Raw genomic sequence first — 24,357 nt, 5'->3', positions numbered from 1 at the left:
GACATTTTTTATCAGGTAGCTTCCTGCTGTCGACTTACCTGCAACTCCAATGCCGTCAGGATGAGGGCAAAAACCATGCACAACCCTTCAGGAAACACCCTTTACGAAAGCCCGTTGATGATGCAGTTCATCGACTTGCTGCCCACCTTGAAGCCCGCGTTGCGCAAGGTCGCCGATTACGTTCTACGCGAACCGCTGCAAGCGGCGACCATGAACATCCATGAATTGGGCGCCAGCACCGGCGCCTCTACCGCCGCCGTCCACCGCTTCGCCAAGGCGATGGGTTTCGATGGGTTCATCGGTCTGCGCCAAGCGCTTCTGATCAACCTGAGGGGGTGGGTCGCGCCGGCCGTTCAAATACCGGAGGCGCTGGACCTTGCCAGCGGCCACTTCAGTCTCGGCCAGCAGGTCCAGCAGGCCAAGCACAATCTCAACACCCTTATGGACAGCAATCCGCAGTCGTCTTTCGATGCTGTGGTTCAGGCACTGGAGGGCGCCAGACGGCTGTATATCATCGGCTTTGGCAACAGCTTTCACATGGCGGGTTTGCTGGAGGCTTTTCTGATCCCCTTTGGTAAAGACGTCTCGGTCGTCAGCAACGATGGCGGCGTCGACATCACCGCCCATCGCATCGCGCCCATCACTGCCGATGACGTGCTGCTGGCACTGTCGCTTCCCCCTTATACCCGCGAAACCGTGCATCTGACGCGTTATGCCAGAAGCAAGGGCGCGCGCATACTGGCCCTGACCGATGCACCGATCTCGCCTCTGGCGGTGCTGGCGGACCACGTCTTGTATGCTCCACCGACTCATCCGGTATTACGCAACAGCAAGATCGCCTTGCTGAGTCTGATTGAAGCCCTGGTCGCCGCCATTCAATTGCGTCATCAGCCCATGATCGAGCAGGCCCTGTACCAGGCGAGCGAAGCACAGATCTATATGCATGGCGAAGACCCGTCAGCGCAAGGCTCCATGGCTGAAGGTGGCTATGCCCAGAAGTGACGTGTACCCCTGCTAAAAAGCTCACAACAATAACAATCCGGCCAACACCCATGTCCAGAACCACTCGCGTCACCGATCCGTCCTACGAGCTGATGGACGACCATGAAGGGTTGTCCATCATCTATCGCCAGCATGGCTTCCCCTGCCCGCTGGTACGCTGGCATTTTCACAAGGAATACGAGCTGCACCTGATCGTCGCCAGCGCCGGCAAGGTCTTCGTCGGTGACTATATCGGCAACTTCACGCCCTACAGCCTGTTCCTCACCGGCCCCAACCTGCCGCACAACTGGATCAGCCAGATCGCCCCCGATGAAGTGGTGGATAAACGCGACATGCTGGTGAACTTCACCGATGATCTGCTGGAGAGCGGCTATCAGGTGTTTGCCGAGCTCAAGCAATTGACCCCGCTACTCGAACGCTCGCGATACGGCATCGAGTTTCGCGATCCCAAGGTCATCCTGCAGGCCGCCGAGTTGATGCAGGCCATCGCCGATAGCCAGGGGATCAGGCGCCTGGGGCATTTCTTCATTCTCATGGAGCTGTTGGCAAGCTGTGAGCAATACCAGCTGCTGTCGGCCACGACCTCGCTGCAACTGGCCGACGAAAGCAGCATCGATCGCACCAACCGCGCCGTGGATTATATCTTCGCCCACTACGGGCGCGAGTTGTCCCTTGAAGAGGTGGCCGAGCACCTGGGCATGAAGCCGACGTACTTTTCTCGCGTATTCAAGCAAGCCACCGGCCGTTCGTTCGTCGAGTTCGTCAATCGCTTGCGGATCAGCAAGTCCTGCGAGTTGCTGGCCGACGGTGACCGGCCCGTGACGCAAGTGTGCTTCGAGTCGGGCTTCAACAATATCTCCAACTTCAATCGGCGCTTCCAGCAACTCAAGGGCATGACTCCCTCCCATTATCGCCGGCTGGCGGTGCAGCGTTTGAGTGAGCGAACCCGCGGCTGAGCACGGTCCGACCCGAGTGCAAGAAAGTATCAGTCAGCGTGCAGCTACGGCGTTGCCAAACGCTCCATTCGGGGCTGTAATCAGCGGCAGATGCTTGCCATTGCGCAGGACAACAAAAACAAAAACCACTGAATCGGGCCCTTTGGGTACCGATGAGGAGACGCACGATGCACACTCCCGCAAAAACGCTGCTTGCCATTGCCTGCCTGGGCCTGACCGCCAGTGCGTTCAGCCTCAGCGCCTCTGCCGCCGATACCTTGACCATCGCCACGGTCAACAACAGCGACATGATCCGCATGCAGCGCCTGTCCAAGACCTTCGAACAACAGCACCCGGACATCAAGCTCAACTGGGTGGTGCTTGAAGAAAACGTCCTGCGTCAACGCCTGACGACTGATATCGCCACCCAGGGCGGTCAATTCGACGTGTTGACCATCGGCATGTACGAAGCTGCACTCTGGGGCGCCAAGGGCTGGCTCGAGCCCATGACCGATCTGCCCGCCACCTACGATCTGGACGACGTGTTCCCCTCGGTGCGCGAGGGCCTGTCCGTCAAGGGCACCCTGTACGCCCTGCCGTTCTATGCCGAAAGCTCCATGACCTACTACCGTACCGATCTGTTCAAGGCAGCCGGGCTGACCATGCCGGAGCGCCCGACCTGGGAGCAGATCGCCGATTTCGCCAGCAAGCTCAACGATCCGAGCAAGGAACAATACGGTATCTGCCTGCGCGGCAAAGCCGGCTGGGGCGAGAACATCGCGCTCATCACCACCATGGCCAACAGTTACGGCGGGCGCTGGTTCGATGAGAAGTGGCAGCCGCAATTCAACACCGAGCCGTGGAAAAAAGCGCTGAACTTCTATGTCGACACCATGAAGAAATCCGGCCCGCCCGGGGCTTCGAGCAACGGTTTCAACGAGAATCTGGCGCTGTTCAACAGTGGCAAGTGCGCGATCTGGGTCGACGCCAGCGTGGCCGGCTCGTTCGTCATCGACAAGACTCAGAGCAAGGTCGCCGACAGCGTCGCCTTCACTTATGCCCCGCATCAGGTGACCGACAAAGGCTCGGCATGGTTGTATTCCTGGTCGCTGGGCATCCCCACCAGCTCGAAAGAGAAACCCGCCGCCAAGGCCTTCGCCGCCTGGGCGACGTCCAAGGAATACGCCGAGTTGGTGGCCAAGACCGACGGCGCTGCCAACGTGCCGCCTGGGACGCGTAAGTCGACCTACACCGATGCCTACATGAAGGCGGCCCCGTTCGCCAACATCACTCTGGAGTCGTTGAAGGTGGCTGATCCGAGTAAACCGTCCGTGGACCCGGTGCCTTATATCGGCATTCAGTTGGTGACGATCCCCGAGTTCCAGGGCATCGGCACTTCGGTAGGCAAGTTGTTCTCGGCGGCGCTGACCGGCCAGACCACGGCTGACCAAGCCTTGGCGGCCGCGCAGACCAGCACCGAGCGCGACATGAAGCGTGCCGGGTATCCGAAGTAGGCGCTGCCGTCGATACCGCTTTCGAGCAAGCTTTGCTCCTACAGGTGCACGCAGTCCTGAGTCGTGCACCGTGAGAGATTGCTCCCGCAATGTGTACAGACTTTGAGTCGTACACCTGTCGGTGCAAGGCTTGCCCGCGAGGAGGCCCTTGAAGCCAACGCTCGATCCTGGAAGGTACCAAAACAATGAACACTCACACCGCCAAGGCGCAGCTGCACGTCCCCAAGGACGCTGCCAAGCGCCGCTTGATCAACCCCGGCTGGTTCCTGGTCAGCCCATCGGTCGTGCTGTTGCTGCTGTGGATGATCGTGCCGCTGGGCATGACCGTCTACTTCTCGCTGATCCGCTACAACCTGCTCAACCCCGGCGAAAACCAGTTCGCGGGGCTGGAAAACTTTGAATTTTTCATCACCGATTCCGGCTTTTTGCCGGGGGCCTGGAACACCTTGGTGCTGGTGGGCAGTGTGCTGCTAATCAGCGTGGTGTTCGGCGTACTGATCTCGGCGCTGCTCGAAGCCAGTGACTTCGTCGGCCGCGGCATCGTGCGGGTGTTGTTGATTTCGCCGTTCTTCATCATGCCCACGGTGGGCGCGCTGGTGTTCAAGAACCTGATCTTCCACCCGGTCTCCGGTATCCTCGCCGCGCTGTTCAAGGCCGTCGGCTTGCAGCCCATCGACTGGCTGGCCAACTACCCGCTGCTGTCAATCATCATCATCGTCAGCTGGCAGTGGCTGCCGTTCGCCATCCTGATTTTGATGACCGCCATGCAGTCGCTGGACCAGGAGCAGAAAGAAGCTGCGCGGCTGGACGGTGCCGGGCCGATCGCGATCTTCTGGCACCTGACCCTGCCCCATCTGGCACGGCCCATCGCCGTGGTGGTGATGATCGAGACGATCTTTCTACTGTCGGTGTTCGCCGAAATCTTCACCACCACCAACGGCGGCCCCGGTTTTGCCTCGACCAACCTGGCGTACCTGATCTACAACCAGGCGCTGGTGCAGTTCGACGTCGGCATGGCTTCGGCGGGCGGGTTGATCGCGGTGGTGATCGCCAACATCGCAGCGATTGTGCTGGTGCGCATGATCGGCAAAAACCTGACCGACAAGACTTGAGGAGCCCGCCATGATGACGCTCAAACAATCGCGGCGCCTGCAAAGCGCCTTGCTCGGCACCCTGGCGTGGATCATCGCGCTGGTGATCTTCTTCCCGATCTTCTGGATGATCCTCACCAGCTTCAAGACCGAGATCGATGCCTTCGCCACGCCGCCGCAGTTCTTCTTCACGCCGACGCTGGAAAACTACCTGCACATCCAGGAGCGCAGCGACTACTTCCACTTCGCCTGGAACTCGGTGCTGATCTCGTTCACCGCCACGGCGCTGTGCATGCTGATCGCGGTGCCGGCAGCGTACTCGATGGCGTTCTACGAGACCAAGCGCACCAAGAAAACCCTGCTGTGGATGCTCTCGACCAAGATGCTGCCGCCGGTGGGCGTGCTGATGCCCATCTACCTCCTGGCCAAGGGCGCGGGGCTGCTGGATTCGCGCACGGCGCTGATCATCATCTACACCCTGATCAACCTGCCGATCGTGGTGTGGATGGTGTACACCTATTTCAAGGACATTCCCAAGGACATCCTCGAAGCCGCGCGCCTGGACGGCGCCACGCTGTGGCAGGAGATGGTCCGCGTGCTGCTGCCGATCAGCAAGGGCGGGCTCGCTTCGACCGTGTTGCTGTCGCTGATTCTGTGCTGGAACGAAGCGTTCTGGTCGCTAAACCTGACCAGCTCCCAGGCCGCGCCGCTGACGGCATTGATCGCCTCGTACTCAAGCCCCGAAGGGTTGTTCTGGGCCAAGCTGTCGGCGGTGTCGACGTTGGCCTGTGCCCCTATCCTCATCTTTGGCTGGATCAGTCAGAAGCAGTTGGTGCGCGGCCTCTCTTTTGGGGCGGTCAAATGAATTTCGTTCCGCAGGCCCGGCCCCTTCGCGGGCAAGCCTTGCTCCCACAGTGCAAGCCGGTATGGAGTCGTACACCTGTGGGAGCAAGGCTTGCCCGCGAAGAGGCCCGCCCAGACAACAACAATCCAATATCAGGAACCCAGACATGGCCACGCTGAAAATAAAAAACCTGAAAAAAGGCTTCGAAGGCCTGCAGATCATCAAAGGCGTCAACCTCGAAGTCCATGACCGCGAATTCGTGGTGTTCGTCGGCCCGTCAGGCTGCGGCAAATCCACCTTGCTGCGCCTAATCGCCGGCCTCGAAGATGTCACCAGCGGCACCCTCGAACTCGATGGCCGCGACATCACCGAAGTCACCCCGGCCAAGCGCGACTTGGCCATGGTGTTCCAGTCGTACGCGCTGTATCCGCACATGACCGTGCGCCAGAACATGGCCTTCGCCCTCAACCTGGCCGGCCAGGACAAGGCCGAAGTGACCCGCAAGGTCGACGACGCCGCGCGCATCCTCGAACTTGGCCCGCTGCTCGATCGCAAGCCCAAGCAACTGTCCGGCGGCCAGCGCCAACGGGTGGCCATCGGCCGCTCCATCGTGCGCAACCCCAAGATCTTCTTGTTCGACGAACCCCTGTCCAACCTCGACGCCGCCCTGCGCGTGCAGATGCGCCTGGAGCTGTCGCGGCTGCATAAGGAGCTGCAGGCGACCATGATCTATGTCACCCACGACCAGGTCGAAGCCATGACCCTGGCCGACAAAGTGGTGGTCCTCAATGCCGGCCAGATCGAACAGGTGGGCTCGCCGCTGGAGCTGTATCACAGCCCAGCCAATCTATTCGTGGCAGGCTTTTTGGGCACGCCGAAGATGGGCTTTCTCAAGGGCAAGGTCAGCCGCATCGACGGCCAGGCCTGCGAAGTCGACCTGGCGGCGGGCACGCGCATCACCCTGCCCCGGGTCAGCCCGACCCTGAGCGTCGGTGGCGAAGTCACCCTCGGTATCCGTCCCGAGCACCTGGAGCTGGCCAGCGAGGGCCAATGCCAACTGGCGGTGACCGCCGATGTCAGCGAACGCCTGGGCAGCGATACGTTCTGCCACGTGCTCACCGATTCGGGGGAGCCGCTGACGTTGCGGATCCGCGGTGACATGAGCAGCCAGTACGGCGAGCGCCTCAATCTGTACCTCAATGCCGAGCATTGCCACCTGTTCGATGCCCAGGGCGTCGCGGTCATCCCCGCGCTGCGCGCTGCGGCCTGAAATCGAGAACCGTCATGAAACTCAATCTGAAAAACCTGTCGCAGCTCCCCGCGCCTGTCGAACGCCCCGCCTACCAGGCAACGAGCACCACCCAGGGCATCGTCCACATCGGCGTTGGCGGCTTCCACCGCGCACACCAGGCGTTCTATACCGATCGCTTGATGAACCGCGGCGAGGGCCTGGACTGGGCCATCTGCGGCGCCGGCCTGCGTGCCGAGGACCGCAAGGCACGCGATGACCTGGCCGGCCAGGATTACTTGTTCACGTTGGTGGAACTGGCCGATACGCCGGACACTGAAGTACGCGTCATCGCCGCCATTACCGGCATGCTGCTGGCCGAAGATGACCCCCAGGCATTGATCGCCAAACTCGCCGATCCCGCCACCCGCATCGTTTCGTTGACCATTACCGAAGGCGCGTACTGCATCGACGACAGCAGCGGCGAATTCATGGCCCATCTGCCGCTGATTCAGCACGACCTGGTGCACCCCGACGCCCCCAGGAGCGTGTTCGGCTTCTTGTGCGCCGCGCTGGCTCGGCGCCGCGCTGCGGGGGTTGCGCCGTTCACGGTGATGTCCTGCGATAACCTGCCCCATAACGGCGCCGTGGCGCGCAAGGCGCTGCTGGCGTTTGCCGCGTTGGGCGAAGACCAGGCCCTGCATGACTGGATCGCCGCGAATGTGAGCTTTCCCAATGCCATGGTCGACCGCATCACGCCGATGACCAGCAACGCCCATCGCCTGGCGTTGCACGATCAACATGGCATCGACGATGCCTGGCCAGTGGTCTGCGAGCCCTTCGTGCAGTGGGTGCTCGAAGACAAGTTCAGCAACGGTCGACCCGCCTGGGAAAAGGTCGGCGTGCAGTTCACCGACGACGTCACCCCGTACGAAGCGATGAAAATCAAACTGCTCAACGGTAGCCACCTGGCCCTCACCTATCTCGGCACCCTGGCAGGTCATGAGTTCGTTCACGAGACCATGAACGATCCGTTGATCGTCGACTACATCCGCCAGTACATGGACCTTGATGTCACGCCCCAACTGGCCCCGGTGCCGGGTATCGACCTGAGCGACTACAAGGCGACGTTGATCCAACGCTTCTCCAACCAGAAGATCGCCGACCAGTTGCAGCGAGTCTGCTCGGACGGCTCGTCGAAGTTCCCCAAATTCACCGTGCCCACCATTGATCGTCTGATCGCCGATGGCAAGCCTCTGGACCGTGCCGCGCTGGTGGTAGCGGCCTGGGCCCTGTATCTGCAACAGCCGGCCGACGTGCGCGCCTATACCATCGTCGATCCGCGGGCCGACTTTTGCCGGGAACTGGTCAGCGACGATGCCAAGCTGACCGAACGCTTGCTGGGCGTCGAAGAGATTTTTGGCAAGACCATCGCGCAATCGACGGAATTCGCTGCAGCGTTCGAGCGTCAACTGCGCAACCTGCGCACATTGGGTGTGCAGGGCACGCTGCACGCCTTGCGGGGCAACGGGAGGTAGAGTGGGCATGTTTCTGGGCATTGATTGCGGCACTCAAGGTACCAAAGCGCTGATCCTCGATACCCGCACCGGCAAGGTGCTGGGCCACGGGTCCGCGCCTCACACGCTGGATGCGCAGGCCAATGGCCGACGCGAGCAGGATCCGGCCCAGTGGGTGGCGGCGTTCGAAACGGCCACCGCCCAGGCGCTACAGGAAGCGGGCATCGATGGCCAACTGATCGAAGGCGTCGGGGTGTCAGGCCAGCAACATGGCCTGGTGCTGCTGGATACTGATGGCCAGGTGTTGCGCCCGGCCAAGCTCTGGTGCGATACCGAAACCACCGCCGAAAACGACAGGCTGCTGCACTATCTGGGCGGTGAAAAAGGCTCGCTGGAACGTCTAGGGGTAGTCATAGCGCCCGGGTACACCGTCTCCAAGCTGCTATGGACCAAGGAGCAGTTTCCACAATTGTTTGCGCGGATCGATGCAATCCTGCTCCCCCACGATTACCTCAATTACTGGCTGACCGGACGGCGTTGCAGCGAATACGGGGATGCCTCGGGCACCGGTTACTTCAACGTGCGCAGTCGCCAGTGGGACCTGCAACTGCTGCGCCATATCGATCCCGATGGACGCCTGCAGGCAGCCCTGCCCGAGCTGCTGGACGCCCATGAGGCCGTGGGCCAGATACGCCCGGAAATCGCCCGGCGCCTGGGTATCAACCCAGCGGCTGTGGTCGCCAGTGGCGGCGGCGACAACATGATGGGCGCCATCGGTACCGGCAACATTGTCGCCGGGGAAATCACCATGAGCCTGGGGTCGTCGGGCACGGTATACGCCTACAGCGCCGAGCCGGTCATCAACCCGAGCAGCGAAGTAGCGACTTTCTGTTCATCCAGCGGCGGCTGGCTGCCGTTGATCTGCACCATGAACCTGACCAACGTCACCAGCGCCGTGCGCGAGCTGTTCGAACTGGACCTGGCGGGGTTCAATCACCAGATCGAACGCGCACCAATCGGCGCCGAGGGGGTGCTGATGCTGCCCTTCCTCAACGGCGAACGCGTCCCCGCCCTGCCACAGGCGCAAGGCAGCCTGCATGGCTTGACCAGCAGCAATCTGAACCAGGCCAATCTATGCAGAGCAGCGGTCGAAGGCACTACCTTCGGGCTGCGTTACGGCCTCGACCTGCTGCGCGACAGCGGCTTGCCTTGCCACAGCATCCGCCTGGTAGGCGGCGGGTCGAAGAGCCCGCTGTGGCGCCAGATAGTGGCCGATATCATGGGCGTTCCGGTGATTTGCACCGAAGAACCAGAGGCCGCCGCGCTAGGCGCGGCGATTCAGGCTGCCTGGTGCGTCAGCGCGGACGCGACGACGTTGCAAGCGCTGTGCAAACGCTGTGTGCGAGTGGACGACCACAGCCAGACGCCACCGGTGCCGGCGAACGTCGCCAAGTACCAACAGGTCTATCAGCGCTATCGCCAGCAACTAAAGGCGTTGTGAAAAAACGCCGTACAAGTTGATAGAATCGCCGCCAGCTTTTCAGGTGCGTAACTAACGACTTGATACAATTTTTGTGAAAATCAACTAAATCGCCGTCATTCAACGGCTTTTTAGTTGATTTTTTGCGTTCTTCTGCAGCTGGCTTATTTACGTTTTGTCTTTTGGACACTATTCTGGCGGCACATCAATGTGACCTCGTCACCCCTGCCGGAGCTTCAACCATGTCCAGACTCGCCGAATTTCGTGCTGCCGAAAAAGCCTTGCAAGAGCAACTTGCACAGCTGGAGACACTGAAAAACGACGCAGGCCTCAAGAAAGAAATCGAATTCGAAGAAAAACTTCAAGCATTGATGAAAAGTTACGACAAGAATCTGCGTGACGTTATCTCGATTCTCGATCCTTCCGCGGTCAACGCCAAATCCGCCCCCGTTGCCCCGGTCAAGACCCGCAAGCCTCGTGTACTGAAAGTTTACGAGAACCCGCACACCGGCGAACTGATCGAAACCAAGGGTGGCAACCACAGCGGCCTTAAGGCGTGGAAACGCGAGCACGGCAGCGATACCGTTGAAAGCTGGTTGCGCGCTTAAAAGTTTTTTTAAGGTTCACGGAACCACTGCCTGATTTTCACGGTATTTTCACCGTTGGAGGGAGATTATCAAGGCTGCTGAAGGACCAGCGCCCCATATGCCCGCTTCGGCGGGCTGCTTATTTCCCGCTCTGCCGTTTCAATCCTCTCCTGCGCTTCATTCGAATTCCATTTTCCTGAATATCCGTTCACATTCACTGCACTCCAGCCGTGCATTTGGCATTAGCGCCCTCCCTGCGTATTATTGATCAGCCCCGTCGCAAGACGCTTTGCATTGGCGACGATCATTTTCCAACGGAGCCCTCATGAGTCTCGACACCCTTAACACCTTGGCCGGCGTAACGGCGAGCCCTGACACAGCGACGCAACAGTTCGTGTTCAACCACACCATGTTGCGCGTCAAGGACATTACTCGCTCGCTCGATTTCTATACCCGCGTATTGGGATTCAGCCTGGTGGATAAACGCGATTTCCCTGAAGCCCAATTCAGCCTCTACTTCCTCGCCTTGGTCGATAAACAGCAAATCCCCCAAGACGACGCAGAACGCCATCAATGGATGAAGTCGATTCCCGGCGTATTGGAATTGACCCATAACCATGGCACTGAATCAGACGCCGACTTCGCCTACCATAATGGCAATACCGACCCACGCGGTTTCGGCCATATTTGTATTTCGGTCCCGGATGTCACAGTTGCGTGCGCCCGATTTGAAGAACTCGGTGTGACCTTTCAAAAGCGCCTGAGCGATGGCCGCATGAAGCATCTGGCCTTCATCAAGGACCCGGATGATTACTGGGTCGAAATCATCCAACCTGCGCCAATGGCGTGAAGGTATAAAAAAACCCGCGGATTCGCGGGTTTTTTTATCTATGCCAATACAGTATCAAGCCGGTGCGGAAGTGCGAATCAAGTGGTCGAACGCTGCCAGCGATGCCTTGGCGCCCTCGCCCATGGCGATGATGATCTGTTTGTACGGCACAGTGGTGACGTCACCTGCGGCAAATATGCCGGGATGGCTGGTTTCGCCCCGGGCGTCTACGATAATCTCGCCACGCGGGCTCAACTCGATAGCGCCTTTGAGCCAGTCAGTGTTGGGCAGCAAGCCGATCTGCACGAATATGCCTTCCAGCGCGACGGTGTTGAGCACGCCGTTGATGCGATCCTTGTAGACCAGGCCATTGACCTTCTGACCGTCGCCGGTCACTTCAGTGGTCAACGCGTTGGCGATCACCGTCACGTTCGGCAAGCTGTGCAGCTTGCGTTGCAATACCGCGTCGGCACGCAGGAGGCTGTCGAACTCGATCAGGGTCACGTGACTGACGATACCGGCCAGGTCGATGGCCGCTTCCACACCCGAGTTGCCGCCGCCAATCACCGCAACGCGCTTGCCCTTGAACAACGGGCCATCGCAGTGCGGGCAGTACGCGACGCCGCGGTTGCGATATTGCTGCTCGCCCGGCACATTCATTTCGCGCCACCGGGCACCGGTAGCCAAAATCAGCGACTTGGACTTGAGCACCGCGCCATTGGCGAAATGTACTTCATGCAGGCCGCCATCGACGGCGGGGATCAGTTTCTCGGCACGCTGCAGGTTCATGATGTCGACTTCGTACTGCTTGACGTGCTCCTCCAGCGCCATGGCCAGCTTCGGCCCTTCGGTTTCCTTGACGGAAATAAAGTTCTCGATCGCCATGGTATCGAGCACCTGACCGCCAAAGCGCTCCGCAGCCACGCCGGTACGAATGCCTTTACGCGCGGCATATACGGCCGCCGCCGCACCGGCAGGACCACCACCGACCACCAGCACATCGAAGGCTTCCTTGGCGTTGAGTTTCTCGGCCTGACGAGCACCCGCGCCGGTGTCGAGCTTGGCAAGGATTTCTTCCAGGCCCATCCGGCCCTGGCCGAAGTTTTCACCATTGAGGTAGAGGCTCGGCACCGCCATGATCTGGCGTCGCTCGACTTCGTCCTGGAACAGTGCGCCGTCGATGGCCACGTGGCGTACTTTCGGGTTGAGCACCGCCATCAGATTGAGCGCCTGGACCACGTCCGGGCAGTTCTGGCACGACAGCGAGAAGTAAGTCTCGAACAGGTACTCGCCGTCGAGCGCCTGGATCTGGGCGATGACTTCTTCGCTGGCCTTGGAGGGATGGCCGCCCACTTGCAGCAGGGCCAGTACCAACGAGGTGAATTCATGGCCCATGGGGATGCCGGCAAAGCGCACGCCGATGTCCGCACCTGGGCGATTGATGGAAAACGACGGCTTGCGTGCATCCTGGCCATCGCTGCGCAGGGTGATCTTGTCTGACAGTGCGTCGATATCCTGCAGCAGCCCCAGCAGCTCCTGGGACTTGGCGCCGTCGTCCAGCGAGGCGACGAGTTCGATCGGTTGGGTGACCCGTTCCAGGTACGACTTCAACTGCGCTTTGAGGTTGGCGTCCAACATGAGGGCGATTCCTTGGTGGTGTCTGAAAATAAAGGCGCAACAATCCCGCCCGCTGTTATCAGCAGAGTGGTCGATGCGGGTTTAAAAATAAAATATACAGCGGATCATTACCTTCACACCTGTAGGAGCGGGCTGTGCCCGCCAAGCTTTCAAGGTCGATAATGCCGACCTCTTCGCGGGCAGCGCGCGCCCCCACAGGGTGGATATGGCTGGCGATGGGAGCATCAGGGAGATGCTCTCAGCGCCGTCGGCAATTTAGATCTTGCCAACCAGGTCCAGCGATGGAGCCAGAGTCGCTTCGCCTTCTTTCCACTTGGCTGGGCAGACTTCGCCTGGGTGGGCGGCAACGTACTGAGCGGCTTTGACTTTGCGCAGCAGCTCGGATGCGTCACGGCCAACACCACCGTCGTTCAGTTCGACGATCTTGATTTCGCCTTCTGGGTTGATCACGAAAGTACCGCGGTCAGCCAGGCCAGCTTCTTCGATCAGCACGTCGAAGTTGCGCGAGACCAGGTGAGTCGGGTCACCGATCAGCGGGTACTGAACCTTGCCGATGGCTTCCGAAGTGTCGTGCCAGGCTTTGTGAGCGAAGTGGGTGTCAGTCGAGACGCCGTAGATTTCCACGTTCAGCTTCTGGAATTCAGCGTAGTTGTCAGCCAGGTCGGTCAGTTCGGTCGGGCAGACGAAGGTGAAGTCGGCTGGGTAGAAGAAAAAGATGGACCATTTGCCTTTGAGGCTAGCTTCCGAAACCTCTACGAACGCGCCGTTGTGAAAGGCAGTTGCGTTAAATGGTTTTACTTTGCTGTTGATGATAGGCATCAGGTGACTCTCCTTCAGGGTTGATAATCTGATGGGGGGTATCCTAACGGCCTTTTGCCCATCGTGCCCATTGGCAAAGTCGATGCGTGCGATTGCTTTTACCTATCGATGGACACTATAAAGAGTCATGGACGCGGGGATGGCACGCCCTGCTCCCACAAGTACAACTCAGTCTGTGGGAGCAAGGCTCGCCCGCGAAGAGGCCGAACCCGAACGCCGAATTACCAGCTATACCGCACCCCTACGTTAGCCCCCCAAGGCTGCGAGAGCTTCTCGCCATCGGTGTACTGGAAGTCGGCATGCACGTCCCACTTGTCGGCGATGGCCACCGACAGGCCCGCCCCAAGTTCGCCACGCGAGCCGGACAAATCGTTGTTGAAGCTGTTGCCGTTGACCGACACCTCGTTGCCCTTGGCAAATTCATGCACATAGGCCGCCCGCACATAAGGCTGGGCATAGCGCCCTTCGCCCAGATCAAAGCGGCGTCCGGCCGTGGCGCCCAGCTTGCCGAGCAGCGAGCGAGTACGTTCGCCACTGGCCTGCATGTCGTTGTCGAGGCTGTAATCGCGCCCCTGAATGAATACCGTGGCCAACTGCGCCGAGGGTTCGACGAAGTAGCCATCATCGAGCTTGATATGCTTGCCGAACTCCGCCGAGGCGCCCAGTGCGTTGTTGTCGTAGCTGCCTTTGGTACGGGTGCCGTCGCTGAGATTGACCTTGGAGTCGTTGTTGAACCGGTTGAATTTCAGCACGCCATCAAAGTAGTACCCGCTCTGGGCATCCAGCCAGGTGGTATAGACCCCCGCATAGTAACTTTTGACCGTACCGCTGGAACCCCGGGCCAGGCTCAGGTCGGAATCGCTATGACCCGCCAGCACCCCCAACAGCCACTGGCCGTCGCCCACGGGCAGCGGCGCATCCGCACCGATCGAGAAACCATTCTGCTGCTGGCTGTAGCTCAGGCCATTGTTGGCACTGACGTCGTACTTGGCGCCGTAGACTCGGCTCCACGCCCCGGTCTGGCTGCTGTTGCTGCGCAACTCACCCATGCGGCTGCGCAGCGAGCTCAACTCGCCGTACCACACGGTAGGCGCGGTGTTGAACAACGCCAGCACCGAGGCGGTACCGGGACTGATGGTCTTCTGCGAGGCATCCAGGTACCAGTCGGTACCTTCGCCGCGCAGTCCATAGGACCAAGTGCCCAGGTCGACAGCGCCGCCCACCAGCCCGAAGGTCGCATCGCCCGCGTTGATATGCACCACGTGCAGGCTGGTGTCGCTGACCGGATCGGTGCCGGTGCTGGCGATCAGCAACTCGTGATTGCCGCTGGCATTGCCGGTGACGTTGAGGAAGTCACGGTCGCCCGAAGCGAAATCGACGTCCATGACAAATGTGCCGTTGCCTGACAGATCGCCGACGTTCAGTGTCTGAAAGTCCGTGGCCTCGCCGAAGCGCACACGTCCGCCGTCCAAGCTCAGCGTGTCGACCGTACTGTCCTCGACCATCTGCCATTGCGCGTTATTGTTGATGCTCAGCGACTGCAGGTTTTCCAGACGACCGGTCAGCAAGGAGCCCGAGTCAAGGGTGACGTTGGCGGTTGTGCCGGCGGCGGCGATCACGTCACCGGTCAGTTGGCTGCCATTGGCCAGGGTTACTTGCGCAGTGCTGGTATCAGCCAGCTTGACCGAGCCAGTCATCTGGCTGCCGCTGTCGAGGCTCAAGCTAGCGCTGCTGGCGTCGTTGAGGTTGAGATCGCCCAGCAAATGACCGGCATTGGCGAGGCTTACCTGTGCCGAACTGGTACCGGCCAGGTTGACCGAACCCGTCATCTGGCTACCGCTGTCAAGGCTCAAGCTAGCGCTGCTGGCGTCGTTGAGGTTGAGATCGCCCAGCAAATGACCGGCATTGGCGAGGCTTACCTGTGCCGAACTGGTACCGGCCAGGTTGACCGAACCCGTCATCTGGCTACCGCTGTCCAGGTTCAAGGTGGCGCTGCTGGCGTCGATCAGGTTGATGTCACCCAGCAACAGGCTGGAAGTGGCCAAACTCAGCTGTGCGTCCGTCGTATCGGCCAGGTTGACTGACCCGGTCATCTGGCTGCCACTGCCCAGGCTCAGGCTGCCCGTACTAGCGCCGGCCAGATTGAAATTACCGCTCAGCAGACTGCCGTTGGCCAGTGCCAGGTTGGCCACACTACCGTCTTGCGCGTCGACATCGCCAGTGAGGCTGGCGCTGTTCATGCTCAAATCCAGCAGCGCATCACCGAACCCTGCAATGGGCGCATGCACGATAATGTTGCCTGTCAAATCGCTGTTGCTGACGTTGGCCTGTACCTTGCTGCTGCCATTGACGTCCAGGATTACCCCGTTACCGCCCACCAGGGTCGAGCCATTGCGGATATTGATCACTGAGGTGGTCAAGCCCCGATTGAACACATTGATCGCAGCACCCGTGCCCCCTTCTACCGAGGTGTTATCAAGATCGACCACCGAAATACCGTTGTTGGCCGGCCGTATTACGGTAATGCCGAAATTGCCGCCCTTGATCTGGCTATCGATCAACATGATCGTACCGCCACTGGAACTCAAACCGTTGCCATTGGCGCCAGTGGCGGTTACCTGCGAATTGATCAATGTCAGGTCGGATTCCGCCACATTAATGCCTCCCGTCCCTCCCGTTATTTGACTATTTCGAATGACGGCCGTGCTTGGACCGGCCAATGTGCTCGAGACCCGCATACCCGCTGCGCTACCGAAGATGACGCTGTTATCGACAGTCAGGGCGGAGCCTTGGTTATTCAGGCCAGTACCGGAGGACCCACGCAAGCCGATAGTTGCGCCACTGAGATTAACGGTAGACCCAAGGGTGCTAATACTCTCAGCATCACTGTTGATAACATTGAATACACCGCCATTGACCACATTCCAGGCCTGATAGGCTTGATCATTATCGATTAGCGAAACGGTGGTGCCATCCACGTCCCCTGCCAACGAGTAGCCACTCCACAGTAACGGCACCACGGTCAGGTACCTGATCAGGCCCGCCAAGGGGCTCAAAGGGAACTGTGCGGGACGGACGGGCAAAGCGTTGCGGGACGTATTCAACAAGATATCCTCTAGGGGGAGTGATGGGCATGGGTGGGTGCCCACCTCGCGGGTCCGCATGGTAGTTGCAACGATTTGTAATCTCTTTAGGACACGTCTGATTTTGCTTCTCGATCATTCAGTACCGACGCCAACAGGGCGCAGCGACCGGGATCACTGCGCCCACACGGCGTCTCTGACTCAAGGCAACTGGGGTATCTCGCACAAGCCGCCAGGGGTCCCCATCGTCACAAGGTTTTCTTTGATCTGCGACGTCACCGTCAACCCCTCGACCGCGATGGTGTAATAGTACTGGCACCAACCGGAGCCTCCTGTAGCGGGGTGCAAGCTGAACAACCGGTCCTCTGCGGGCTCTACCGTGGAAATATCGTTGGTGCTGCTCCACTTGAACGTTTTTGTCTGATGACTCTGAGGGATCTCGACACCCACTCCACCATCGGCAGCGCGCGTATAGCCCTTCCAATACACGGTCACCTCGGTTTTACCGTCTTCGAACTGCGGGTTACGAGGGATCTTTATATGGATGCGACCATGGTCCATGTGAGCGACTCTGCAATTGATGATGGCGCGCTCGTTGTCCGCCTCCGCCTGCGGCAGACCAGGGGCGATAAGGGTCAACTCGACGACGTTGACCAGAACCGGCGTCGGTTTGCACCAGAGCTCGTTGGCGCCGCTGGGATCGCTGATGCTGTAGGAAACCGGTACCTCCAGACCATTACCGCCAGCCTGTATCACCCCCCAGAGTATCTTGATGTCGACGGGACTACCGGGTAAGTCACCTGCTGCGACGGAGTGTGGGTCCCCGACTGGAACATCTCGCCAATAGGCCTGAATGACGTCGCCCTCTTTAGCGCCGTCAAAAAGCGCAAATTTCAGGGTTGCGTCTTTCTCGAAGTTGTCCTTCCCTTCAAGGGTGTTGTCGTCACCGGCGAACGGCTTGAGGGTTACCCGCGGCAAGTCGGGATTGACCGGCTCGGGCCACTCGGGATTGGGCGGACCTACGGTCTCGAAGTTAGCGGTGACAGTAATCTCAGCCGACGGCCAGGCGTTATAGCCCCGCCAGACCTGATACGACACCTTGATGTCGACATCCCCCGTGGTGCCTTCCGGATATTCCTTGCGCAGCACATCATTGGGCACACGGATATCCATCGGAAAACCCACGCCGTTATACAAGTAAACAGGCGGCAGATCAGTAGCGCCCCATGTCACCACGATGGAGTCGCTCGAACGGAAATAATCGCCAATCGGGCCAACGGTTACATCAATGCCTTGGGCAATATCCGCGTACTCGAGTTTCGGGTTGGCCAGAAACACAGAAGGACGGGTGATGGGACCTGGTACTGGCCCCTTGGCAACTTTGACCGGTAACGCCTGGGATAGACGGCTGATATTGCCGGGCTTGTCCTTGAGAAAATAGAAGAAATAACAGCGCCCGTTTACTTCGGCAGTATCGAGAAGCAGTTGCTTTGGAACAGTGACCTTGCGATCCACCAGCAACGCTTCTTGCATGTTAGGCAGCGGCTGTCCATCTTCGGGAATTTGCCCCAGCCATGACCACATGATCACATCGCCCGCGTCGTCATTGGCATAGGTGGGGATTTCCACTTCCAGCCCTTGGGTCAAACCGGCGATATAGGCATCGTCGACCAGAAAAGTTTCCTGGTCAAACGGGTATATGACCGGTGCGAGCATTTCGTCTGTTGCGCCAGGTGGGGTCCAGTCCTGAATGGCACTGACCACCTTGGAAGTTGACTCCGGCCCAGCCCAACTCTCCACACGGAAGCGATAGTCGAACGCCCCTTCGTCATTCATATACACCGCTGGCATCGATATACGAACCGGGAAAAGGCCGGCAACGGCTTCTAGCTCAATGACTTCACCTAGCAGTTGATAGGTCAGGTCCGGCTCGCCCTGATGCTTACGTTCAAGGAAAATCTTGTCGACTTCTCCAGGATACTCTGAGGGGTTAAAATATCCCAAGAGGTACACAGGCTGCGCCTGGTTCTTTTGCCCGGCCTTGAACCAACGGTCCTCGACCATATTGCTTGTTTCGAAATACGGCGCCGCTACTTCATTGTCAGCGCGCGGTTTGCGTTTCGATAAGGCCTGCGCCCGCAGATGTTGGTAAGCCTTTTGCCGACGTTCACGTTCATCCGCCCGCTTTTGCTTGGCTGCTTTCAACCTGGTGTTGAAGCTCATATCAGCAACTCCCTTATCGAACTCGGTGGTTGTGGGTTTACCGACATCTACATGACGCGCGGACGCCCTTACCACGGGATTAGGAGGCATATGACGGATTTCGCCTACTGTAAGAAATGACAGGTTTTTAGAACACTTCGCTATAGATATAATAGCCATTAGGCTTGGCGTACAAAAAATGAAGACTTTGATTTTAGTGAATATTTACTTTCATCAAAAAACGACGCAACGCCAGATATATCGAAAATTTCGACCTTTGTCATTTTTGTCGAAAATTCCTACAAATCCAATCAATTAGGTCCTACATTAATCTTCCGGCAGCACTACTAAACTGCAAAACCTGTCATTTCCTACAGGTTTCAAACATGGCAAATCAGGCTATAACCCATTGCGTATCCAGTCGCATCTACGCAGGTCCTAGCCAGCGACCTGCATCCACCGTTGGGAGTGATTGCCATGCCAAGGAATTCTCGCAAACACCTGACTACCCGCCCCGCCGATGCGGACACCGCCAAACATCTGGGGTCGATTTCGCTCACCTGCCGCGAGCAACAAGTGCTAATGTGGGTCGCTCAGGGAAAAAGCTCATGGGAAATCGGCCACATCATCGAATGCAAGGAATGCACAGTGAACTTCCATTGCCGAAACATCATGGGGAAATTGAATGTGAGCACCCGTGCTCATGCCTTGATCATGGCCGTGGGGCTGGGACTGCTAAGCCCCGGACCATAGGGCGCACCGCGCCCGGAGCGGCCGTCCATCTGCTGGGTAATTGAATCTTGGACCTCAAAGTAATGATCGCAGACGACCACCCCGTCGTCCTGCTCGGCACCACCGCAACGCTTAGCGCCGACCCTCGTCAAGGCTTCGAAGTGGTCGGCACCGCCAATACCGTGGTCGGCCTTTTCGATTTGCTTGCTCGGGTAACCTGCAAAGTCTTGATTACGGACTTTTCCATGCCCAAAGGCGAACTGGCCGATGGCCTGACGATGATCGGCCGCATACGCCGCGAATACCCCCAAGTACAGATCGTCGTGCTAAGCATGCTCAGCAGTACCCACATATTGCGGGCGTTACTGCGTATGGGCGTCATGGGTTTGTACAACAAGAACGAAAACCTGACCGAATTACCGCGGGCGACGCGTCTGGCGGGAATGAGACGTCGCTATATCAGTCCCAGTTATATGCGCAAGCTGGAACAACCCAACGATCCGTTGTCAGCACGAGAACTTGAGGTATTACGGATGATGGCCAACGGGTTGTCGGGTCGCGATATCGCCTTGCTTACCCATCGCAGCGAAAAGACCGTAAGCCGGCATAAACGCAATGCCATGGACAAGCTGGGGCTGGCCCATGACAGCGCGCTGCTCGATTACATCACTGGCCTGGACGCCAGCGGCTAAAAGGTCCAACCCTGCACGAAGGTCGATAATGGCCCCCGTGCAGGCATGCGTCATGCCTTGGGCGCGAGTTGCGTCTGATGCTCCGCTACCAGGGCATCACCCGCACGCACGATGGTGCGGGCGTCACCGTTGACCTCGACCAGGCTAACCAGCTCTCCGGATCGGTAGAAGCGGCGTTCGGCGGCGGCTTGGCAGATCCGATCGTCGGCGCTGTAGCGATAATCCAGCTCCGCCGCGTCGGTCGGCTTGACCCTGACCAAACGGCTCAGCCCATCGTACTCCAGCTCCCGGCCCTCCTCGTCTTGCAGCAGGCAGCCATTGGCATCGTATTTCAAGATCATGTTGAACCTGGCATACGCTGCGTGATCGTTAGTGATCTCTACCAGTTGCGCCGGATCTACAGCACTGTAGGCGTACGTGGCAAAGTTGCTCCCTGACGTGCCGTCAGCCTCCTTGAACTCGGTCAAGACAATCTCGTGGTTGTCGATGGCGTCGCACAGAAACACCTGGCTGACCATCTGCTTGTTCGCCGGATCAAAAGGCGCCTCACTGCCGGTGGCCGTGTACGTATCCAGCCGCCCGCGGACGTCGTAGTTGAAACCTTCCTCCCGCAGCACTGTGTCCGCTTCGCTGAGGGTGCGTTTGCTTATCTGGTCGAGCAAGGTGTAGGCCTGGGCGAGTTTTTGCACCTGGCCGTCGCCCAGGTCGAACGTGCGCAGGACCTCTCGCCCCTGTTCGTCATATTCCAGGCTAATGTTGACCTGCTGATCGAGTGCATCGTCCCGGGTATTGATACCATCGTTCAGGCCCGACGCGTTGTACGTCAGACGAGTGTGAGTGGTTCCCAGTCGAGTGGCGCTCAGACGTCCGCCCAGGTCATAGCTGTGGGTCTGGGTATTGCCCAGTACGTCAGTGTAACTGAGCAGTCGGCCGCGCAAGCTGTAGACGTAGCTCATGTCATGCTCGCCGTTGGCATCGATGAGCCGCTCGGACTTCAGCTCGCCTGTACTGAAGAACTCGCGCTTGAACTCATGCCCCGACTCGCTGCCTGACAACAACCGTGCATTTTGCTGGTCGAGGCTGTAGATCGCCGAAATAGGCCCGCCATCGATCTGCCGAGTTACCGGATCATCGCTCAGGTGGGGTTTGTAGGTGTAGGCAATCATATCTCCGGCTGGCGTGTGCACGAAATCCGGCTGCGACCCGGTGCTGTTGTAGGTATTTCTTCGATGACGGTTGCCGATGATTGAAACAGTGAGGCGCGACAACCCATCAAACTGCTGAGTCCCTAGATGATAGCTCTTGCCCGCCGCCACGACACCGATGGAAGTCGGTAGATCTTCGCTGCTATGCGCTGCAAACTCGCGTTTGACCACCGCGCCGTCCGGCAACAGGTTGCTGATCAGGCGGTCGAACACGTCATAGCTATAAGACGTCGCACGGCCGCGCGCGTCCTGCTCTTTGCGCAGCCGGCCCAGGCCGTCGTACTCGGAGGTCTCCTTGCTATACAACCCTCCGGCAACGCTCCGACGCTCTATCCAATCGGCCTTTTCGAACAGGTTGTTCTTGGTCACGGTCTTGCCAATCCCTGTACGCCAGGCGCTGGTCTCCAGAGACACTGGGTCGGTCTGCTCGTAGTCCACCACACCATCGGGGCCGGTCGCCGACTTTTGCTGGCCCCAATCGTCGTACGTAAACACAGTCGTCAAGGCCAGACTGTCTTGACCCAACCAATCCCATTCGGCCTTGGTGAATGAAGTATCGGACACCGCCGGAGCATCGCCCAAGCGCACATCAAACTCGGTTTCGCTGACCAACTGCCCCAGCGCGTCATAGCTGGCAGCGTAGGTCTGCACGAACTCGCTGGCGCGGGTCGGCGAATCGCAAAGCTGGCGCTCTTCTTTGATGGCGCGGTTGAGACCATCGAAATACGTACGGGTTTCCACCCCCTTGACATCGATGACCCGTTGCATGGCCTGTTCGCCCGCAGCATTGACCAACTCATAGAAATAGCTGCGCTGGGCACGCTCAGGGGTGTTGGGCGCAGCGATTTCAGCGGTTACCTGATCGAGCGCGTTGTACTGCGTTTCGATCTCCACGCCATTATCGTCGCGGTCAAGCAGGACGTTGCCGGTCAGTATCGACGCTTGGCGGCTGATGACCTTCTGTAGTGAATCGAAGGTGGTCGTGGTCTCTACGGTCTTCAGCGTGGCACTGGCAGATATTTTCTCGTACGTGTATTGGGTGGTCGATGCATAGCCGCCAGCGGTCACAGGCGCACCCGTGGCCGGGAAGGTGGTGACACCGCCCAGCGTGACTTTCACCGACTTGGTACGACCATGCTTTCCCGGGTGCGTCGGTTCATGCAGATAGTCGCTGACCTTCACCTGCACTTCGGTCGCACTATCATTGACCAGCGTGGTCTGCAGCTCGCTTGAAGGTGCCAGCCAAGGCATCAAGGAGCCCGACACCGGTGGCTGTTGGCCGGACTCGTAAGGGATCAGGTTCAGCGGATCCAGCAGTGCATAACGATAGCGAGTTCGCAGAACCGGCTCATCGGTATAGGCAGAGTTGGCCGGGTAGGTGGTTTGCTCGCGCAACTGGCTGACGAAGCCGTAAGGATGGGCTGGGCAGCCCTCGGAAGCTTCGGCGGGGTACCAGGTACTGACCTCACGCACACCATTGGCCGCCGTTGTTTCGGTCGGGTTGCCGTAGCGATCGAAGGTGCTGTATTCAGTCTCGGTACGTGCAGTGCCAGCGGCCACATTCCTCCAAGTGGTCTCGACTTGCCGGGGCAATTGGACTTGAGCAGGCTGCAGATCGAAGTCCAGCCCTTCAGTGATGTGATAACGGGTCACAACGCGCTTGATAGAGTCGTTCTGCTGGGTGCTTTCTTCAATCAACAGGTGATAGCGGTTGAACGTACGAGTGATGGATCGTACCGCCACGCCGGCCACCCACAGTGTCTCGACCGAGCCATAGCGATAAGCGGTGCGCGTCTTGTAGATGTTGTCCAGCCCGTCGTCTTCGAAGATGACATCGCTCAGGCCGGCCCCCAGAAAGTTGTGAATGCTGGGGTTTCCATCGAGGGTATAGGTGTAGCGGACCTCGATCAACGGCTGGCCGAACCCCGGATCGGTGACGTGGCGGGTTACCCGCGGCAACGGCGGGCGGGCTTTGGCGGCAGCACGTGCCTGCGTCACCGCCGGCGACTCGCCGCTGCGCTGGCGACGTCCAAGCTCGAAACGCTCCCGCGCTTCCCGGGCCAACAGGGACAACGGTTCGCCATCATCGGTCAGATGATCGGCTGCGCTTGAGCCGTCGGGGAATACGTGACCATCATCCAGATACTCGAGGGTTTCAACGGCACCGGTAGGCGAGCCGATGGTCTTGAGGATCAACATCCCTTTCGCCAATTCATAGGTGAATCGCCAGGAGGACGCGGGTGTCGATGGCAGGCTGATGCGATCGACTCGGTCGCCGGCGCCCAGCTGCAAGGTATAGCGGGCCCAGGCGCCGCCGTCCTCGGCGGCGCCCGGCCGTTGATCGATGTGTACCAGCTTGCCGTCGATCGAAATCTGCAACAGGACAGAGCTGTCGTCGCGCACGGTGGCTAACCGCAAAAAATTTCCGAAGGGTTGGTAGTCCAACTGCAAACGATGCCCCTGAGGCGACTCGACATAACGGGGCAGCGCCACCTGATAACCGGCAATGCCCTGCTCCTGGAGATACTCCACCAATCCCGACTTGTGGACTACACGGTACCAGCCGTTACCGTCTACAAAACAGCGAAAAGAGTCGAGTTTCTGCTCCTTGAATACCAGTCTGCCGCCCTCGGTAGCCGTCGACTTGAACGTTTCCCCCGTGCTCAGCGCGAGAATACCGGTAGCCGGCGTATACTGCGAAAGTTTCAAGTCCCACCCCAACCCATAGCCACTATGCGTGGTATTGAGCGGATTATAGCTGAGGGATATCGGGAACTCGGGGCCATTCAAATCATAGGACTGCAGCGCTGGCAAGTTGATCGCCAACGTATATTGCCCGGTACGCGGATCGACACCGCTTTCAATAAAGCTCATGAAATTAAAGGCATTGGAATGCACAGCGGTTGAAGAAGTCATTTAGGTCATGTCCTTTAAATTAAACCATGACCCCTGCGGGCCA

Annotated in this window: 17 protein-coding genes; 12 read left to right on the top strand and 5 right to left on the bottom strand. The window is 59.0% G+C overall.

Annotated elements, in window-relative coordinates; all coding sequences use genetic code 11:
- The first annotated feature begins 75 nt into the window (after window positions 1–75).
- The 10 genes from REH34_RS29155 to gloA all read left to right on the top strand — a co-directional run bounded on the left by REH34_RS29155 (window position 76) and on the right by gloA (window position 11,048).
- The gene (locus REH34_RS29155) at window positions 76–1,002 is read left to right on the top strand and encodes a MurR/RpiR family transcriptional regulator (protein ID WP_311970170.1); all 927 of its coding nucleotides are present in this window, start codon (window positions 76–78) and stop codon (window positions 1,000–1,002) included.
- 50 nt (window positions 1,003–1,052) lie between these two features.
- Complete coding sequence (locus REH34_RS29150) at window positions 1,053–1,958, top strand: AraC family transcriptional regulator (RefSeq protein WP_226502538.1); 906 nt, start codon at window positions 1,053–1,055, stop codon at window positions 1,956–1,958.
- Window positions 1,959–2,125: 167 nt separating this feature from the next.
- On the top strand, window positions 2,126–3,451 hold the full coding sequence (locus REH34_RS29145) for a sugar ABC transporter substrate-binding protein (RefSeq protein ID WP_311970169.1): 1,326 nt from the start codon (window positions 2,126–2,128) through the stop codon (window positions 3,449–3,451).
- Window positions 3,452–3,636: 185 nt separating this feature from the next.
- The gene (locus REH34_RS29140; RefSeq protein ID WP_311970168.1) at window positions 3,637–4,563 is read left to right on the top strand and encodes a sugar ABC transporter permease; all 927 of its coding nucleotides are present in this window, start codon (window positions 3,637–3,639) and stop codon (window positions 4,561–4,563) included.
- A 10-nt stretch (window positions 4,564–4,573) separates the two neighbouring features.
- Window positions 4,574–5,407, top strand: a complete 834-nt coding sequence (locus REH34_RS29135; RefSeq protein ID WP_226502535.1) for a carbohydrate ABC transporter permease — start codon at window positions 4,574–4,576, stop codon at window positions 5,405–5,407.
- A 145-nt stretch (window positions 5,408–5,552) separates the two neighbouring features.
- Entirely contained in the window at window positions 5,553–6,656 is a 1,104-nt protein-coding gene (locus REH34_RS29130) for a sn-glycerol-3-phosphate ABC transporter ATP-binding protein UgpC (protein ID WP_311970167.1), read from the top strand.
- Window positions 6,657–6,670: 14 nt separating this feature from the next.
- The gene (locus REH34_RS29125) at window positions 6,671–8,152 is read left to right on the top strand and encodes a mannitol dehydrogenase family protein (RefSeq protein WP_311970166.1); all 1,482 of its coding nucleotides are present in this window, start codon (window positions 6,671–6,673) and stop codon (window positions 8,150–8,152) included.
- 7 nt (window positions 8,153–8,159) lie between these two features.
- Window positions 8,160–9,632 carry a xylulokinase gene (gene xylB / locus REH34_RS29120; RefSeq protein ID WP_311970165.1) on the top strand — a complete coding sequence of 491 codons (1,473 nt, stop codon included), beginning with the start codon at window positions 8,160–8,162 and terminating at the stop codon, window positions 9,630–9,632.
- A 221-nt stretch (window positions 9,633–9,853) separates the two neighbouring features.
- Window positions 9,854–10,219: a histone-like nucleoid-structuring protein, MvaT/MvaU family gene (locus REH34_RS29115; protein WP_311972183.1), complete on the top strand. Its 366-nt coding sequence runs from the start codon at window positions 9,854–9,856 to the stop codon at window positions 10,217–10,219.
- A 304-nt stretch (window positions 10,220–10,523) separates the two neighbouring features.
- The gene (gene gloA, locus REH34_RS29110) at window positions 10,524–11,048 is read left to right on the top strand and encodes a lactoylglutathione lyase (protein ID WP_226502530.1); all 525 of its coding nucleotides are present in this window, start codon (window positions 10,524–10,526) and stop codon (window positions 11,046–11,048) included.
- Between the two features lie 54 nt (window positions 11,049–11,102).
- Here the strand turns inward: gloA and ahpF are convergent, their stop codons facing one another.
- The 4 genes from ahpF to REH34_RS29090 form a co-directional block, all read right to left on the bottom strand.
- Window positions 11,103–12,665: an alkyl hydroperoxide reductase subunit F gene (ahpF, locus tag REH34_RS29105; protein ID WP_226502529.1), complete on the bottom strand. Its 1,563-nt coding sequence runs from the start codon at window positions 12,663–12,665 to the stop codon at window positions 11,103–11,105.
- Between the two features lie 255 nt (window positions 12,666–12,920).
- Window positions 12,921–13,484 carry an alkyl hydroperoxide reductase subunit C gene (gene ahpC, locus REH34_RS29100; protein WP_311970164.1) on the bottom strand — a complete coding sequence of 188 codons (564 nt, stop codon included), beginning with the start codon at window positions 13,482–13,484 and terminating at the stop codon, window positions 12,921–12,923.
- 221 nt (window positions 13,485–13,705) lie between these two features.
- Window positions 13,706–16,138 carry an autotransporter outer membrane beta-barrel domain-containing protein gene (locus REH34_RS29095; RefSeq protein ID WP_311970163.1) on the bottom strand — a complete coding sequence of 811 codons (2,433 nt, stop codon included), beginning with the start codon at window positions 16,136–16,138 and terminating at the stop codon, window positions 13,706–13,708.
- 630 nt (window positions 16,139–16,768) lie between these two features.
- Window positions 16,769–18,790, bottom strand: a complete 2,022-nt coding sequence (locus REH34_RS29090; protein ID WP_311970162.1) for a hypothetical protein — start codon at window positions 18,788–18,790, stop codon at window positions 16,769–16,771.
- A gap of 456 nt (window positions 18,791–19,246) precedes the next feature.
- Here REH34_RS29090 and REH34_RS29085 point away from each other — a divergent pair, with 456 nt between their 5' ends.
- A complete protein-coding gene (locus REH34_RS29085) occupies window positions 19,247–19,522 on the top strand; it encodes a LuxR family transcriptional regulator (protein WP_311970161.1) in 276 nt (91 codons plus the stop codon).
- Between the two features lie 62 nt (window positions 19,523–19,584).
- Window positions 19,585–20,193: a response regulator transcription factor gene (locus REH34_RS29080; RefSeq protein ID WP_226502524.1), complete on the top strand. Its 609-nt coding sequence runs from the start codon at window positions 19,585–19,587 to the stop codon at window positions 20,191–20,193.
- 50 nt (window positions 20,194–20,243) lie between these two features.
- Here the strand turns inward: REH34_RS29080 and REH34_RS29075 are convergent, their stop codons facing one another.
- Entirely contained in the window at window positions 20,244–24,314 is a 4,071-nt protein-coding gene (locus REH34_RS29075) for a sugar-binding protein (RefSeq protein WP_311970160.1), read from the bottom strand.
- Window positions 24,315–24,357 lie beyond the last annotated feature (43 nt).

This window comes from Pseudomonas baltica, from assembly GCF_031880315.1.
Lineage (GTDB): Bacteria > Pseudomonadota > Gammaproteobacteria > Pseudomonadales > Pseudomonadaceae > Aquipseudomonas.
This window is presented reverse-complemented; position numbering and strand designations above follow the sequence as displayed.